Consider the following 16,622-nt stretch of genomic DNA (forward strand, 5'->3'; position numbering starts at 1 on the left):
TTCGGCGACGGCCCGGCCCGGTCAAGTCTTGACCAGGTTCTTCGCCGCCGGCGCGGTTCGCTTCGGCTCTGTCCGAAACGCTGGCCGGTGCGCCGGGAAGTGTGCTGCACTGCGGATAACAGCTCTCCGCCGAGAGTGAAAATGGTGAGGGGTGGAGATGGAGCCGATCGCCGTGGTCGGGATGGCGGTCCGGTTTCCGGGTTCGAATGACCTAGCCGAATTCTGGCGGAATCTCCTCGACGGCCGCGATTGCGTCACCGCGCTTTCCGACGACCAGATCCTGCGCGCCGGGGAGGACCCGAAACGCCTGGCCATGCCCGGCTACGTGCGCCGGCGTCCCCGCATCGACGCGCCGTATGACTTCGACGCCGCGTTCTTCGGCCTCACCCCGCGAGAAGCCGAGATCCGCGACCCCCAGTTCCGGGTGTTCCTCGAGGTCGGCCACGCCGCGCTGGAACACGCCGGACAGGTGCCCGCCGATTTTCCCGGCCGCATCGGCGTTTTCGCGGGCGCGGGCAGCAACCGGTACGCCAGCGAACACGTCGAGCCCGACGCCCGCCTGCTGCGTTCGGTCGGCCAGCTCGCCGTGGACTTCAACAACGACCCCGACTACTTCGCCGCCAGCGTCGCGCAGCGCCTCGGGCTGACCGGGCCGAGCCTGACGGTCCGCACCGCCTGCTCGACGTCGCTGGTCGCCCTGCACCTCGCCCGCCAAGCACTGCTCGCGGGCGACTGCGAACTCGCGCTCGTCGGCGGCTCGATGATCGACCCGCAGAGCGAACGCGGGTTCCTGCACGTGCCCGGCGGGGTCAACTCCGCCGACGGCTCGTGCCGCCCCTTCTCCAGCACGGCCACCGGCACGAACTTCGGCGACGGTGTCGGTGCGATCGTGCTCAAGCGGCTCTCCGGCGCGCTGGCCGACGGCGACACCGTCCACGCGGTCGTGCGAGGGTCGATGGTGAACAACGACGGCGGACGCGGCACCGGCTTCACCGCCCCGAGCGTCGAGGGCCAGGCCGATTGCATCACCGGTGCGTTCACCTCGGCCGGACTCGATCCGAGCACGATCTCCTACTTCGAGGCGCACGGCACCGGGACGGCCATCGGCGACCGCACCGAGGTCGCCGCGATGACCAAGGCGTTCCGGACGTTGGCCGGACAACCCCTGCCGCCGGGCTCTTGCCTGCTCGGCTCGGTGAAGTCCAACGTCGGCCACCTCGGCACCGCCGCCGGAGTGGCGGGCGTGATCAAAACGGTCCTCGCGCTGCATCACGAACGGCTGCCCGCGAGCATCCACGTGGACGCGGTGAACCCCGAACTCGGCCTCGCCGACTCGCCGTTCGAGGTGCTCACCGAGTCTCGCCCGTGGCCCCGCCAGCCGGGCTCGGTCCGCCGCGCCTGCGTGAACTCCTTCGGCATCGGCGGCACCAACGCCCACGTGATCCTGGAAGAGGCCCCGCCGGTCGCGCCCGGCCCGCCTTCGTCCGGGGCGCAGATCATCGTCTGGTCCGCCGCCGATCGGACTGCCGAGACCCAGCTCCGCGACCGTCTCCGCAGCTACTTCACCGGCCTCGACCCGGCCCAGTTCGCCGCCGCGGCGCATACGCTGCAGGTCGGCCGGGCCGCGCGCTCTGTGCGTTCGGCGGTGGTGGCGCGCGACCGTGACGATCTCCTCGCGCAGCTGGCGTCCGGGGTGCTCAGCTCGGACGAGCGTCCCCGCAGTATCGGCCTGCACTTCCCGGACGAATCGGTGTGGCAACCCGGCTTGGCGGGCGGTCTTTACGCCACCGAGCCAGCCTTTCGCGATGCCTGCGACGCCGCTTTCGCGGTCCTCGAACCCGTCGCCGGACCGCTGCGTGCCCCATGGCTCGCGGATGCCGCGTCTGATTTCGCCCGCCCGATTCTGTTCGTCCTCCAGTACGCGATGGCCACCTGCCTGACCCGCTGGGGAGTGCGGCCGGAGAGCGTGTCCGGAGACGGGGTCGGAGCCCTGGCCGCGCAGGCTTTCAGCGAGGGCGAGATCTCGCGCGACCTTGCCGAACGAGTGCTGACCGGCGCAGCGAGTCCACAAAGGACCAATGCGCGCGCGGACCTGACGGTACTGATCGGCCCCGGCACCGCGGCCACTCGCGTCCTGCCCGTCCTTTCCGACGACGGTCTCAACCGCGCCTTGGCCACACTGTGGGTCCATGGCCAGGACATCGACTGGCACCGCCGCGCCCCACGCGCCGCTCGCCGGATTCCGGTGCCCGGCTATCCCTACCAGCGACGGCGGCACTGGGTCGACTACCACGGCCCCGCCACCGCTGACCAGCCGAAACCGGACGGGTGGACGTTGCTCCACGAACGCTGGCAACCCGGCGGCGAGATACCGGCGACCACGGTGCGAGGCTTGCGAGCGTTGGTGCTCCGGCCCGAGAACGCCCAGTGGGTAACGGATTCCGTGGCCGAGGCCGGATATCACGTCACCGACCTGCCCACCGTCGAAGCGCTGCGCGAGACCGCGGTACCCGACCTAATCGTCCACGCCCTCGGGGTCGAGGACAACGCCGAGCCAGAGCTGGAAACCGGCTTCTACAGTGTGCTCGCCTGCGTCCAAACCCTGGCGAAGCGACTCCGCGACCGACCGGTCCCGGTGACCCTCGCGATCCTGCTCCGGAACGCCGTCGACCTGACGGGCGCCGAACCGCTCAACCCCGCCCGCGCGATGCTGAACGCCTTCGCCCGCACCGTCGAACGGGAGATCCCCGGCATCCGCTGCGTGCTGATCGACGTCGGCCCCGTCGCGGTGACTTCCGTGCTGGCAGCCGAACTCGCCAGCCTGACCGCACCCCACGTGGCACTGCGCGGCCGCACCCGCTGGCTGCCCAGCATTGTCCCAGTCGACGACACCACGGTCGAGCCACATCCGTTGCGGGAGAACGGGATCTACCTGATCACCGGCGGCCTCGGGGGAGTAGGCCTCGTGATCGCGCAGGCGCTGGCCGACACCGGTCTCCGCCCACGATTGGCTCTGCTGGGCCGCTCCGCCACCCGCACTCCGGCTGTCTCGCGGCTCGAAGCGGCGGGTGCCACCGTCGCGGTGCTCAAAGCCGACGTGACCGACTCCCTGAGCGGTGCCCTCGCCGAGGTCGAGCGCACGTTCGGCCGAGGCCCGCACGGAGTCGTCCACGCCGCCGGAATCGCGGGCGGCGGCCTGCTCGAACGCCGCTCACGGTCCGATGTGGACAGAGTGCTGCGACCGAAGGTGCACGGCACCCTCGCGCTCGAAAAGGCCCTGTCCGGAGCAGATCTCGACTTCCTCGTCTACTTCTCCAGCCACGCCGGGGTGTCCGGGCTCCGCGGCAGCGCCGACTACGCCGCCGCCAACGCCTTCCTCAACGCCCACGCCGCCCACCACCGGCTCCGCCACCCCCGGACCCTGTCGATCGCCTGGCCCGCCTGGGAACGAACAGGCATGACCGACACTCCCGGCCACCGCGTCGTCATCGCCCCGGGGCAAACCTGGCAGCTCGACGAACACCGCTTCGGCGGCGTCGCGGTCCTGCCCGCCACGGCCATGCTGGAGTTCTCCGTCACCGCCGCGCGAGCCCTCCTGCCGGACACCTCCCCGGTCGGCCTGCGCGATGTGCTGATCCTGCGTTCCCTGCCGGTCACCGAGCCCACCTTCGTCGAGGTCGCCGTCTCCGCCGCGCCCGGCGGCCATCGCTTCCGTCTGCGGTCGAAACCCGTGCAGGGGCAAGGGGAGTGGACCGACCACGCCGAGGGCCTCATCGAAATCCCCGACACCGAACCCGAACTCGCGGACCAGTCGCTCCCCAGCGCGGCCCCGCACGTGCCCACGACGGCGGCAGGTCCCGGTTTCGGCTTCGGGCCGCGCTGGGAAAGCGAAGTCCGCAGGCGGCGCGACGAGCACGAAGCGGTCGCCGAACTCGAACTGCCCGAGCAGTTCCACGCCGACCTGCGCGAGCACCTCCTGCACCCGGCCCTCCTCGACGTCGCGGCCGCCACCCTGATCGACACCACCGCCGACGCGGTGTTCGTCCCGTTCCGCTACCGCCAGGTGGCCGTCTTCGCCCGGCTCACCGGCCGCGTCACCGCCCGCTCCCGGCTGCGCGAGCAGACCAGCACCACCCGCGTGGTCGACGTGGACCTCCACGACACCGCGACCGGCCAGCACCTCGTCGCGATCCGCGCGCTGACCTTCCGAGCCGTGCCCCGCACCGACTTCAGCCGCCCCACCGCACCAGCACCAGCACCGGCACCGGCGTCGCGCGACCCGCAGCTCGACCCAGCGGAAGGCGCCCGGATCTTCCTAGACGCCCTAAGCCGAGACCTGCCCCCGACGGTGATCGTCGACCACCTCGGCACTCCAGCCGCACCGGAACCCGTCGTCGAAAAGACCCCGCCGCCAGACCCGGCCGGGCAGCCGGTCGTCGAGGTCGTCCGTCAACTGTGGACGGACCTGCTCGGCAACCCCGACATCGGCCTCGACGACGATTTCTTCGACGTGGGCGGCAGTTCGCTCGCCGCCGTGCACATCGTGGACCAGATCGAACAGCGCTACGGCATCGCGCTGAGCTCGGGCGCGTTGTTCGAGTCAGCGACCGTGCGCACTATCTCGGCCACCCTGACCGACCGAGGAGCACGATGAGCGACCGGATCGCGATCGTCGGCATGGCCTGCCGTTTCCCCGGCGCGGACGGGGTCGCCCGGTTCTGGGAGAACCTCCGCGACGGTACCGCGTCGATCGCCGACCGCAGCGAAGAAGAACTCCGCGAGGCCGGAGTCCCGCCCACCCGGATCGCCGACCCCGATTACGTCCGGGCCGCCGCGCTCGTGGACGACCTGGCCGGATTCGACGCGGACCTGTTCGGCTACCGGCCGGAGCTGGCCAGTGCCACGGACCCGCAGCACCGGCTGTTCCTCGAATGCGCGCACGCCGCGCTCCAGAACGCCGGCTACGACACCGGCCGTGTCCCCGGGCGAGCCGGAGTGTTCGGCTCCGCCGCCCCGAACCTCTACGGCGCCCTGCACGTCAGCCGCGACCCGGCCGCCCGCGCCGCGCTCGCGTCCCTGGAATGGAGCGTCGGCAACGAAAACGACTACCTGGCCACGAACGTCTCGCACCGCCTAGGCCTCGACGGCCCCAGCCTGGCGGTCGCCACCGCGTGCTCATCGGCCCTCGTCGCAGTGCACCTGGCAGCCCAATCCCTGCGGCAGGGCGACTGCGACCTCGCACTCGCCGGAGCCTCCGACGTCCAATTGCCTTACGGCCACGGCTACCTCTGGCACGAGGGCGCCATCGTGTCCCGCACCGGTCGCTGCCGGCCCTTCGACGCCGCGGCCGACGGAACCGTCTTCGGCTCCGGCGCGGGCGTCGTCGCACTGAAACGCCTCGCCGACGCCGTCGCCGACCGCGACCACATCTACGCCGTGATCGGCGGATCCGCGGTGAACAACGACGGATCCCGCCGGTTCACCTTCACCTCGCCCGGCATCGCCGGCCAGGTCGAACTCGTCCAAACCGCACTCGCTCGCGCCGGGCTCGCCGCGGCCGACCTCGGCTACGTCGAATGCCACGGCACCGGCACCCCGGTCGGCGACCCGATCGAGGTCGAGGCGCTGACCACCGTGCTGGCCGGCCGCGGCGGCGTCCCGATCGGCTCGGTCAAGGGCAACATCGGCCATCTCGGCTCCGCGGCCGGGATCGCGGGCCTGATCAAGACCGCGCTGGCCGTCCACAACGGACAAATCCCGGCGAGTGCTGGTTTCGCCGAACCCAACCCGAACGTCGGCTTCGAGTCCAGTCCCTGCTTCGTCAACACCGAACTCCGCGACTGGACTCAGCCGCACCGGGTGGCGGGCGTCAGCTCCTTCGGCATCGGCGGCACCAACGCGCACGTCGTGCTCACCCAAGCCCCGCCTGTCCCCGCCGAAGCCAGCACGCGTCCCCGCCAGCTGATCACCCTCTCCGGCCGGACCGAAGCCGCCGCCAACGCCGCCGTCCGAGCACTCGCCGAGACCGTGCGCGACAACCCGGACCTCGACGTCGCCGACCTCGCGCACACCCTCCACCGCGGCCGGGCCGCACACGCTCACCGCCGCACCCTGGTAGCCGCACCCGGCGAGAATCTGGCTCAACGACTGGAAGAACTGGCCGCCGACGGCCGTCCACCGGCACCGCGACGTCCGTCAGCCGTCGCGTTCCTGTTCCCCGGACAGGGCGAGCAGTACGCGGGAATGGGCCGCGAACTCGCCTCGCACGAACCGGTGTTCCGCCGCGAACTCGACCGCTGCGCCGACCTCCTCGGCATCGACCTGCACGAGGAAAGCCTGCGCGGAACGGACCTCGCCCAACCCGCGCTGTTCGCCGTGGAGTACGCCCTAGCCCGGCTCTGGACGCACTGGGGCGTGCGGCCCCGAGCTCTCGCCGGACATAGCATCGGCGAATACGCCGCAGCCTGCGTCGCCGGTTGCTTCAGCCTCGAAGACGCCGCCAAGCTGGTCGTCCTGCGCGGCGAGCTCATGGCGGGCACCGCCCCGGGCGCAATGCTCGCCGTCCCGCTTCCCGAGGACGAACTCCGCGCCGAACTCCCGGAGGGCTTGTCGATCGCCGCGGTCAACAGCGCCCGCAACACCGTCGCGTCCGGGCCCGCGCACCTGGTGGAGCAGCTCCGAAACCAGCTGACGGACAAGGGAATCCGCTGCGTCGCGCTCCCGGTCGACCAGGCGTTCCACTCCGCGCTGATGGACCCGATCCTCCCGAAGTTCCGCGACGTGCTCGCGGACATCGAGCTGCACGCGCCGGAAATCCCCGTCGTCTCGAGCGTCACCGGCGACTGGCTGACCGCCGACCAAGCCTGCGACCCGGAATACTGGGTCCGGCAACTTCGTCAGCCAGTACGGTTCGCCGAAGCCTTGAACACGTTGTGGGACAACGGCGAGCACGCCCTGCTCGAAGTCGGCCCCGGCGGCGCACTGTCCACCATCGCGCGCCTGCACTGGCGCGAGACCAGAACCGGGTCCGCCCCGGCGATCGTGTCCTCCATGCGGCACCGCGCCGACAAACGCACCGACGCCGACCTGCTGCTGCGCGCGGTCGGCACCCTCTGGTCCGCGGGTGTCGAACCGGACTGGGACGCGTTCTGGGCAGGGGAGAACCGCCGCCGCCTGCCGCTGCCCGGTTACCCGTACCAACGCGTCCGCGCCTGGGTCGACCCGGATCCCGGCCGTCCGCCGCTGGCGGGCATGTACGGCGTCCCGTTGACCGCCGCCGAACCGCCAGCCGAAACCACCCCGCTCGAACTCCCCACCTGGGCCGAACAACCCCTCGACCAGACCAGCGTCGGCGTGACCCCCGGCGAATCCTGGCTGGTCTTCACCGCGGGCTCGCCGGTCGTCGACCGCGTCCTCGAAGACCTGCGCCGCGCCGGTGCCACCGTGGTCCGAGCCGAACCCGGCACCGAGTTCGCCCGCCGCGCCCCAGGCCGGTACACGCTCCGCACCTCCGACCCCGCCGACTACGACGCACTCCTGACCGACCTCGCCGCCGCCGGACTCGCACCCCGCCGCATCGTGCACGCCTGGCTGCTGGACCAGGACAGCCTCGAACACGGCCTCCACAGCCTGCTCGCGCTCGGCCGGACCTTGGCCCGTCGGCAGATCTCGGTCCCGATCACCCTGACGATCCTCACCACCGGCCTGCACGAGGTCACCGGCACCGACCCGGTCACCCCCGAAAAAGCGACAGTCCTCGGCCCGCACCACATGGTCAATCAGGAGATCCCGAACCTGTCCAGCCGCGTCGTCGACCTCGCGATGCCCGCGGACGCGCGGCAGGTGCTCGCCGAACTCGCCGCCGCGGACGACCAGGTCGCCCTGCGCGGCCGCCGCCGCTGGGTCCGCGAAATCCGCCCTCTCCCCAGCAGCCCGCCGCAGTCCCTCCCGGCGCTGCTGCGCGAACGCGGCACTTACCTGATCACCGGCGGACTGGGCGGCATCGGCCTGGCGCTCGCCGAGGATCTGGCCCGCCTGGTCCGTGCCCGGCTGGTCCTGGTCGGCCGTTCCAGTTTCCCCGACCGGCCGGACTGGGACACCTACCTCTCCGAAGGCCCGTGCCCGATCCGCAAGCAGACCATCAGGCGCTTCAAGGAAATCGAGGCCCTGGGCGGCTCCGTCCTGGTCCAGGTCGCCGACGTCACCGACGAACACGCCATGCGCCAGATCCGCGACACCTGCGGCCGCGTCGACGGCATCTTCCACGCCGCGGGCAGCCCCGGCGGCGGCATGATGGCGGTCCGCCGCCGCGAGGACGTCGAAGCCGTGCTCGCCCCGAAGATCGCCGGAACCCAGGTGCTGGACCGGGTTTTCGGCCAGGACCCGGACTTCCTCGTCCTGTTCTCCTCGGTCACCGCGCTCGTCCCGACCTACTACGGCCAGGCCGACTACCTCGCCGCCAACGCCTACCTGGACGCCTTCGCCCACGCCAGCCCGCCCGGCCCGAGGCACACCGTGTCGGTCAACTGGGACGCCTGGAGCGAGACCGGCATGCTCGCCTCCGGCGATCCGCACAGCAACTACCTGCGCACCGGCGAAGGACTCGACCTGCTCTGGCGAATCCTCTCCGCCCGCCTCGGCCCGCAAGTGATCGCCGCCCCGCGCGGCCTCGCCGAAGTCGGCCGGGAAGCCGCCCAGCGGATGGCACCCCCTCCCGCCCCGGCGCCCGCGCAGCACCTCGCCCCGGTAGTGCGCGAGGACCTGGCCGACGCGACCGACCTGCAACGAACCCTGCTGCAGCTGTGGGAAGAAACCCTTGGCGTCCCCGACCTCGCCCTGGACAGCGACTTCTTCGAACTCGGCGGCAACTCGCTCCAGGCCACCCAGTTGCTCGCCCGCCTCCGCGAACACCTGGACGTCGACCTGCCCGCCGCGACCCTGTTCGACCACTCGACGATCCGCGCCCTCGCCGACGAACTCGACGCACTGCGATGAACCTGGCCGACCCGCGCACCTTCGAAGCCGACCTCACCGAGTTCTGGCGCTCCACCCGCGCGCACAATCCGGTCTACCACCACGAACCGCACGGCTTCTGGGTAGTGTCGCGGCACGCGGACGTCCTCGCTGTCTACCGCGACGCCGCCCACTACACCTCCGAACGCGGCAATGTCCTGGTCACCCTGCTGGCCGGGGGAGACTCCGCGGCCGGCCGCATGCTCGCCGTCACCGACGGCCCGCGACACCGCGAACTCCGCCAGATCCTGCAGCGCGCCTTTACCCCTTCGGCACTCGACCGCCTCACTCGCCAAGTCCGCCGGAACACCCGCACCCTGGTCATCGACGCCGTCTCCCGCGGCGATTGCGACTTCGCCGCCGACATCGCCAGCCGAATCCCCATCACGACCGTCGGGCACCTGCTCGGCGTCCCCGAGAACGACCACGATTTCCTGCTGACCCAGACGAAACGCGCCCTCAGCTCGGACGACCGCGACTCCGACGAGCTGGAATCCTCCCTGGCCCGCAACGAAATCCTGGCCTACTTCACCGACCTGCTGGCCCACCGGCGCGCCACCCCGGCCGACGACGTCCTCACCGCCCTCGCCGCCACTGACCTGTCTGCCGAAGAAATCGTCTTCAACTGCTACAGCCTGCTCATCGGCGGCGACGAGACCAGCCGCCTGTCCATGATCGAGGCAGTTCGCGCCCTCGCCGCCTGTCCGTCGCAATGGCACCTGCTGCGCAACGGCGACGTCACCTTGGCGACCGCCGTCGACGAGGTCCTGCGCTGGTCCACCCCCGCGATGCACTTCGGCCGCACCGCGATCGCTGAGACTGAGATCGCCGGTCACCCCATCGCCCCGGGCGAGATCGTAACGTTGTGGCTCAGCTCGGCGAACCGGGACGAAACCGTCTTCGCGGATCCGGACCGCTTCGACCTCCGTCGCACGCCGAACAAACACCTCGCCTTCGGCTACGGACCGCATTACTGCGTCGGTGCCCAGCTGGCGCGGATCGAGATCGCTGAGCTGCTTTCGGCGCTTCGCAAGTACGCGACCGGGTTCGAAGTCGTCGGTGAGCCGAGGCGCATCCACTCGAACTTCCTGACCGGATATAGCACCTTGCCGGTGAGGTTCGTTCCGGACACCGCGGAGCTTTACTGACGCCGGAAACCCTGTTTCGCGCCCATCGCGACGGTCATCGGCCGAGATTGCTGAGCGATAGGCTGGGTGCTTCGCGCGAGATCGAGCCCGTTGGGGCCCGGCGGAGTTCCCGGGAGACCGCAGCGAGCCAAGCGGTCTCGGCCGCGATGGTCGGGGCGAGTCCGGCGGGCCGGTAATCCTCCGCGGTGCTGAAGCGGAGGCCTGCGCGATGGGCGGCCAGCGCGGCAACGATCGAGGCGGCTTCGATGGCAGCGGGTATCCGCTCTGGGGCGATCCCGGTGCGCCGGGCGAGGTACGCCGCCCGCTCGGCCGCTGCGGGATCGAAGTGCTCCCGCAGCGCCATGTGCCCGTCGCGGATCTCGATGATCCGGCGGTAGAGCGCCAGGTGCACCCCGCCGCCGGCGTTCAGGACGATGCCCGGCACCGCCTCCCGCATCACCGTCCACAGAGGACCGAGCCGGCGGTATCCCAGATAGGCCCGCAGCCACCGCACCGGCGCGCCCAGCCGCGGTCCCCACGCGGAGAGCGTCGCGCCGGCGGCGGCGAGGCTCACGGCCACCGCGCCGAGCAGCACCGACGGCGTGTCCTCGGCGGCACTGACCCGGCCGACGGCCAGCAAGCTCCACATGTCCTGGACGGCCCACGCTGTCCACAGCAGGCCCGCCGAGGCTCCGGCGATGATCAACTGGAGCCCGCGCCGCAGCGAGCCGGGGGCCATGCGCTTGGCATTCCGCCAGATCAGGACGATGAACAGCGACAACGCCGACGCGGCGGCGAAGGTGTAGATCACGTAGTAGATCAGCAGCGGCAGGACACCGGACTCGTTCACCACAGTGTTCCCGTCGACCTCACGGGCGTCGGCTGCGGCGAACAGAACGGCGTTGACCGCGAGCACCTCGCCAGCCACGAGCAGGGAACAGCGGACCTGCCGCCGCGTCGGTTCCCCCGGCGACAGCGATCGGGCGAACAGGACGAGGAACGCGAGCGACGCGAGCTTCAGTTCGTCGCCGAGCAAGCCCGCCACATTGCCGCCCCGGACGGCGAGCAGGGTCATCCCGGCGGTCAAGCAGCCGATGAACATGCACAGGTACCTGATCCCGGGCGGCGGAACCGGGCGGCGCGACTCAACCTTCGCGCTCACGGCGAGCAGCGCGCACAAGCAGCCGGAGCAGCCGATCGCCTCGATCACCCGAACCACCGCTACACCAGCGCCAGCCCGCGCGAGACGAGAGCGTCCCCGGTGGGCGGCGCCGGATCGTGCCCGCGGGCCGCGCGGTGCGCGAGCAGGGTGGCAAGCAATTCCGCCTCCTGCTCCTGCACCTCGGTGTAGACGGAGCGGCCGAGCACCCGCTGGACGAGTTCGGGGGAGAGGGTCGGCAGCAGCGCGCCGACGTCCACCGCGCCGCCCCCGGCGTGCCCGCACACGAGGTGCCCGATTTCGTGCAGCAGGATGTGCTGGCGGTGCAGCGCGGAAGTGTTGGCGGGCAACAGAATGTAGTCGGCGCGGTCGGTGGACATCACCAGCCCGCAGGGACCCCCGACGATCGCCCGGGCCGGCAGCAGCTCGGTCGGCCGGTCCCGGCCCGCGGCGACCCCCCGCACGAACTCGACCGGGTCGAAGGGCTCCGGCAGCTCCAGGTCGTCGGCCAGCTTTCTGCATCTTCGCCACAGCTTGCGATCCACGAACCCGACCCCCCCAGTCCAGCCTTACTCGCCCGCTTCCCTTCGCGCGATCGCGTCGATCATGTCGCTGATGGTGCCCAGCCCGGCCCGGGACAGGGTCACCGCGCGCAGCGCCACGTCCCGCACCCCCGCGTCGCGCAGCGCGCCGAGCAGCTCCAGTTCCTCGGCGATCCGGGCGCTCTGCTCGTCGTCGAAGAAATACGCGGGCGGGACCTGGAAGAACCCGGCCAGCGCCTCGAGGTGCCGTTTGGTGGGATTGTCCCGGCGGCCCGTGCGCAGCTGCCACAGGTAGGTGGCCGAGAAGGTCTCGCCCGTAGCCTCCCGGCAAGCGCTGGCGACCTCCTCGCTGGAGTACTGATCGCGGCCCGGCTTGCGCACGACGTCGAACAACTTCTCGATCTTCTCGGCGAGCGAGGCCATCGTCAGTCGTCCATCAGCTGAGATGAATGACCGGGTAACTCGTCCTCATGTCAGCTAACACCCCGAAACCCAAGGAGAGACATGACGAAGCGAAAGTTCCTCGCCGGCGCAGTCGGCGCCCTCGCACTGGCCGGCGCGATGTTCACCGCGGCCCCGGCATCCGCGGCCCCCCGCCGCCGCGCCCAAGCCGGTGCAGCCAGTCGGCTACTACGCCTTCGGGTCGTACTACTTCAACGGCACGAAGTGCATCGACGAAGACTCGGACGACAGCAGAGGCGACGGCCGCAAGGTCTGGACCTACAACTGCAACGGCAGCTACAACCAGCAATGGGCCATCGCCGCCGACGGTTCCATCCACAGCACCAACGACGGCCGCTGCCTGTCTCCCTCCGCGACCGGCCTGGGCGACCCCGCGCCGCGCCTGGAAGCCTGGGGCTGCAACGGCAGAGCCGAACAGCAGTGGGTCTTCTACGACGACGGCACCATCCGCAACCGCCTCCTGGGCACCTGCGTCCAGTTCGGCTTGGACCAGGTGAACAAGAAGGGTGTCTACACGTTCGTCGCCCAGTGCAACGCCCTCGCACCGCTGCAGGGCTGGGACGCGCATTAGCTGCACGGTTGATCGGGCTGCCCGGGCGGAGCCTGTGGACGGGCTCCGCCCGGGTGCTCCGCATCCATGCCGGCGATGTTCGCCAGGGCTGCAGAACAAGGCTCGGTGTTCGCGCAGCCTCACGAGTCCTTTGTGTACTCCGCCCGCATACCTCGCCGATCCGGAACTCGCGCACATCAAAATCAACGCGGTGACGCTTGGCTACGTGGCGACGGATCCGAACAACTTCAACGGCATCCGCATCACCACGGAAGTGGCGTCGGTGCCAGTGCGCTGGACGATCGTGTGCGAAGACGCCGAAAGGGGCGGATTCTTCAACGGCGAGGGCAGGGTGGCTTGGTACCCAGGCGGCTCGCTGAAGCAGGTTCGGGGTCCCCTCCGCCGTGGCCTGGCACGGTTGCCTCTGATGAGCCCTGACCGGTTGCCGATCGCGCCCACTCAGGAGCGGAGCATGTCGTGTCAGGCCACCGAGGCCGTCGGCACGGAACCAGCTGACCCCAGGACCCGGGCGGCCGGATTCTCCGCAGGCAAAGAAAATCTTCGAGAGCTTCCTTGCCGGAGCCTGCGACCGTGGCCATCAGGTCGGCGGCTCAGTCGACAGGCGGAGGAAAGCCGAACGGCTCGTCCAGGTTGCCGTGCCTTTCGGCCTCCTCCGCAGCGGCGATCAGGGCGGCGACGAGTCCGGAGTCGCCGAGCTGACCGAGCAGATCGCGTTCGTCCGCGTCAAGTATTGCCCGGGCGGTGTCGTAGCCGTCCCGGGAGAGGTCAAGACAGGTCACCCGGTCGAGGCGCATGGGCAAGTGCCGCAGGACAGGCACCAGGCCTGCGGGAACGCCAAGCTCGAGTTGCACGGGCAGGATCTCGGGCAGCGCGCCGAGGTCGGTGCCGCGGTGGACGACCATCGCGATGTCGATCACCGCTTCGATGACGTCGCTCGTCCGCCGTGCGGCCTGCTCGACCGGGCCGGCATTGGTCACTTCGACGTACTGGTGTTCGACCAGTTCACGTTCGATCGTCGGTAGCGCGCCGCCGCGGCTCCAGCGCAAGCAGGCGAGGCTTCGGCGGGCTCGTGCCGCACCGGAGCTCTTCGGTTCGTACTCGCCCATGATCTGGTCGAGCAGCGGTTCGGCGATGTTCTGCTGCCGAAGTTTCTGTTGCAAGGCCTGCCATTCCTTGCGCCAGCGGCCCGCGGGCAGCGTGAAGCGGAGATCGCTGAGTTCCTCGGTGAGCTGTGCGGCGGCGATCAGAGTCATCCTGTTCAATTGAGAAGCATCGACCGCACGGAGCGCCTTGGCGACGCTAATGATCGAGTCGACACTGAGGCCGCTGCGGACGGCGATCTTGCCCAGTGCTGTGAGCGCGTAGCCGTCGGCAGTCGACTTGACCATCCCCGCGCCGATGAGGTCGGCGATGGCACCTGAGACCTGGTCCGGCGAGAAGGCGCGGGCAGAGAGCCCGACATCGTGCAGGTGCGCCGCGAACGTCCAGGTCAGGAAGGCGTCGACGTGGGTGGCAGGCACGGTGCTCCGGTCCGTGGCGGACACCGCGAAAGAGAAGAGGATCAACGAGCGCAGGTCATGTCCGGTCAGCGCAGACCGCACCGGCTCCGGATCCGCTGTAACGTAGTTCCTCCATATCTGGTCCGCGTCGAGGCGCCCGCGAGCAATGACGACTGCTCGGCCCCGAGGAGCGACACCGGTACGTCCTGCGCGCCCGGCCATATTTCGGTACTCCGCCACGGTGTACGGCCGCTCCGGTTCGCCGGGGTGCAGGAGACGGTGGATCACGATGGAGTCCGCGGCGAGGTTCAGCCCCTGCGACAGTGTCGTGGTCGCGACGATGATGCGGATCTCGCTGTCACGGACGCGGAACGTCCGCTCGATCGTCCGCCGTGCGTCTTCTCCGAGATCCGAGATGTGAAAGGCGACACCGCCTTTCAAGCACCGCAGGAGTTCTTCGACGAGTCGGCCGTGGCCTCGTCCGCTCAGCGCGGCGATCGCGGCGGCAGCGGCGGGGCGACCGAGTTCGCCTGCGAGTTCCTTGGCGAACTGGATGGCCTCACGTCGGGTGGGCATGAAAACGATGACCTGGTCGCCCGCATCGACGAGCGAACGCACGACCCTTGCCGACAGGGCGTCGTCCTCGCCTTCGACAGTCAGGGAGGCGACCTGTTCTCGTTGTTCGTCGTCCAGATAGCGGTACTTGCCGTCCTCGGTGACTACGCCTTCCAGAAGCGGGACGTCGCGGTGCGTAGTAGCGATAAGTTCCGCACCGAGCCAGTGCGCGAGTTCCTCGGGCTCCCCGAGCACTGCGGACAATCCGACGATCTGAGGCACCGGCTCGGTGAGACGCCGGAGCCTGATCCAGGACAGCAGAAGTTCCAGGGCGGGACCGCGGTCGGGCAGTGCGAGAGTCTGGATCTCGTCGATGACGAGCACGTTCGCTTTGGCGAGCAGTTCCGGCCTGGCAGCGAGAATGCCGATGTACTTCTCGTAGGTGAGGATCGCGATGTCGAAATCCCCCCGGACGAACGCCCTGGTCTGGTCGCGCAGTTCGCCGGTGACTCGGACGACGCGAATACCGGCTGAGGAGTAGGTCTCTTGGAAACGGTCGAACTGCTCGTTCACCAATGCGCGGGTGGAAAGCAGGAACACCGCGCGGCCGCCGTTCGCGACGGCGCGGATCGCGGCGAGTTCGCCGACCAGCGTCTTGCCCGCCGAGGTCGGCGCGCTGACTAGCACGTTGCCGCCGCGGAGGACTCCGCCGTCGTTGACAGCCTGGAGCTGGAGGTCGTTCAGGCGCGAGTAACGCTCCTTCCATGCGGTGACTACGTGCCCGGGAATGCCCAGGCCGGTCAGGGAAGAGAAGGCCGGGGTGGCGCGCCGGAGAGCGGTTTCCTCCCCGGCAGCGTGGAAATTCTCGCCAGGAATGAGGATCGGCAGGGAGGTGTGTGTCAACCTGCCGGTGACCACGGGGGTCTGCTGCGCGCTGCCCGGTTTGGGCGGGTGCATGCGGAGCTTGCCCGAGACGTAGTCGGCCAGTTTGAGAAGGGAAACGCGGTCGCCGTCGCGGACTGCCGGATGTCCGCGCAAGCCCTCCAGGAGGTAGTGGGTGAGCAGGCCATGCCGGAACTCGCCGCTCTCGCGCGCCTCCTGGTCGGCTTCGGCCGCCGCGATGACCAGAATCCCGTCCCCGGTGACTGACTCGAACGCGGTGCCTGCCCCGCGCGTGGTGTCCCCGTGCTCGGGCTCGCGCAGGACCTTCGCGCCCGCGTGGCCGGAGAAACAGCAGTCCAGTACAAGGACCACCACCTGCGCCTTGATGCTGCGCACCAGGTCGAACAGCTGATCGAGGCCGAGCGCGGTGGCCGCGAGCCGATCTGGCCTGGCATCTCTGGTGGCCAGAAAACCGTCACGCGTGCCGTGCCCGGAGTACGTGATCACCACGGTGTCCTGGTCGGTGCTCGCCGCCTGGACGTGTCCGATTTCTGTCGTCAATTTGTCCTTGGTCGCGTCTCCGTCGAGCATTAGGGTTGCGTTCTCGCTGAAGGTGTCCAGGAAAAGCGCATGCAATGCGATCGCGTCTCTCTTCGCGTACCTCAGCTGTCCGAACACCGACGACTCGTAGTTGTCCACACCGATGAAGAGGCCATGAAATACCGGCTCGTTTTTCACGGGACGGTACGATAGCTCAGCCGGGGTGGTCAGGAATGATGTTGTCCCGCAGCGACAGTTCAAGGGGAACTTCCT

The 16,622-nt window shown here is 69.8% G+C and carries 8 protein-coding genes; 4 read left to right on the top strand and 4 right to left on the bottom strand.

Translation table 11 applies throughout. From position 1 onward, the window contains the following. The first annotated feature begins 157 nt into the window (after positions 1-157). Genes ACZ7SW_RS33690 through ACZ7SW_RS33700 form a run of 3 tightly spaced genes read left to right on the top strand, consistent with a single transcriptional unit; the run spans position 158 to position 10,160 of the window. Positions 158-4,654 (top strand): SDR family NAD(P)-dependent oxidoreductase, encoded by a 4,497-nt coding sequence (locus ACZ7SW_RS33690; RefSeq protein ID WP_470234406.1) that lies wholly within the window; start codon positions 158-160, stop codon positions 4,652-4,654. Next, positions 4,651-8,994, top strand: coding sequence for a type I polyketide synthase (locus tag ACZ7SW_RS33695; protein ID WP_470234407.1), 4,344 nt, complete (start codon positions 4,651-4,653; stop codon positions 8,992-8,994). Before ACZ7SW_RS33690 ends, ACZ7SW_RS33695 begins: the two co-directional genes overlap by 4 nt. Continuing rightward, positions 8,991-10,160: a cytochrome P450 gene (locus tag ACZ7SW_RS33700; RefSeq protein WP_470234408.1), complete on the top strand. Its 1,170-nt coding sequence runs from the start codon at positions 8,991-8,993 to the stop codon at positions 10,158-10,160. The genes ACZ7SW_RS33695 and ACZ7SW_RS33700 overlap by 4 nt, the downstream gene beginning before the upstream one ends. Positions 10,161-10,194: 34 nt before the next feature. On the opposite strand, the gene ACZ7SW_RS33705 is transcribed toward ACZ7SW_RS33700, so the two are convergent. The 3 genes from ACZ7SW_RS33705 to ACZ7SW_RS33715 are packed head-to-tail and all read right to left on the bottom strand — an operon-like array spanning position 10,195 to position 12,263. Further along, positions 10,195-11,349: an MAB_1171c family putative transporter gene (locus ACZ7SW_RS33705; RefSeq protein ID WP_470234409.1), complete on the bottom strand. Its 1,155-nt coding sequence runs from the start codon at positions 11,347-11,349 to the stop codon at positions 10,195-10,197. Between the two features lie 11 nt (positions 11,350-11,360). Then, positions 11,361-11,843 (bottom strand): hypothetical protein, encoded by a 483-nt coding sequence (locus ACZ7SW_RS33710; RefSeq protein ID WP_470234410.1) that lies wholly within the window; start codon positions 11,841-11,843, stop codon positions 11,361-11,363. A gap of 24 nt (positions 11,844-11,867) precedes the next feature. Then, complete coding sequence (locus tag ACZ7SW_RS33715; protein WP_344276142.1) at positions 11,868-12,263, bottom strand: XRE family transcriptional regulator; 396 nt, start codon at positions 12,261-12,263, stop codon at positions 11,868-11,870. Positions 12,264-12,453: 190 nt separating this feature from the next. Between ACZ7SW_RS33715 and ACZ7SW_RS33720 the strand changes: the two genes are divergently transcribed. Beyond that, the gene (locus tag ACZ7SW_RS33720; RefSeq protein WP_470234411.1) at positions 12,454-12,873 is read left to right on the top strand and encodes a ricin-type beta-trefoil lectin domain protein; all 420 of its coding nucleotides are present in this window, start codon (positions 12,454-12,456) and stop codon (positions 12,871-12,873) included. Positions 12,874-13,463: 590 nt separating this feature from the next. On the opposite strand, the gene ACZ7SW_RS33725 is transcribed toward ACZ7SW_RS33720, so the two are convergent. Further along, on the bottom strand, positions 13,464-16,547 hold the full coding sequence (locus tag ACZ7SW_RS33725) for a DEAD/DEAH box helicase (RefSeq protein WP_470234412.1): 3,084 nt from the start codon (positions 16,545-16,547) through the stop codon (positions 13,464-13,466). Positions 16,548-16,622: the final 75 nt, after the last annotated feature.

The organism is Amycolatopsis sp. NPDC114484, from assembly GCF_055633755.1.

Coding starts and splice junctions, on each gene's coding strand:
- ACZ7SW_RS33715 (WP_344276142.1), bottom strand. CDS start 12,263: ATGGCCTCGCTCGCCGAGAAGATCGAGAAGTTGTTCGACGTCGTGCGC.
- ACZ7SW_RS33695 (WP_470234407.1), top strand. CDS start 4,651: ATGAGCGACCGGATCGCGATCGTCGGCATGGCCTGCCGTTTCCCCGGC.
- ACZ7SW_RS33700 (WP_470234408.1), top strand. CDS start 8,991: ATGAACCTGGCCGACCCGCGCACCTTCGAAGCCGACCTCACCGAGTTC.
- ACZ7SW_RS33690 (WP_470234406.1), top strand. CDS start 158: ATGGAGCCGATCGCCGTGGTCGGGATGGCGGTCCGGTTTCCGGGTTCG.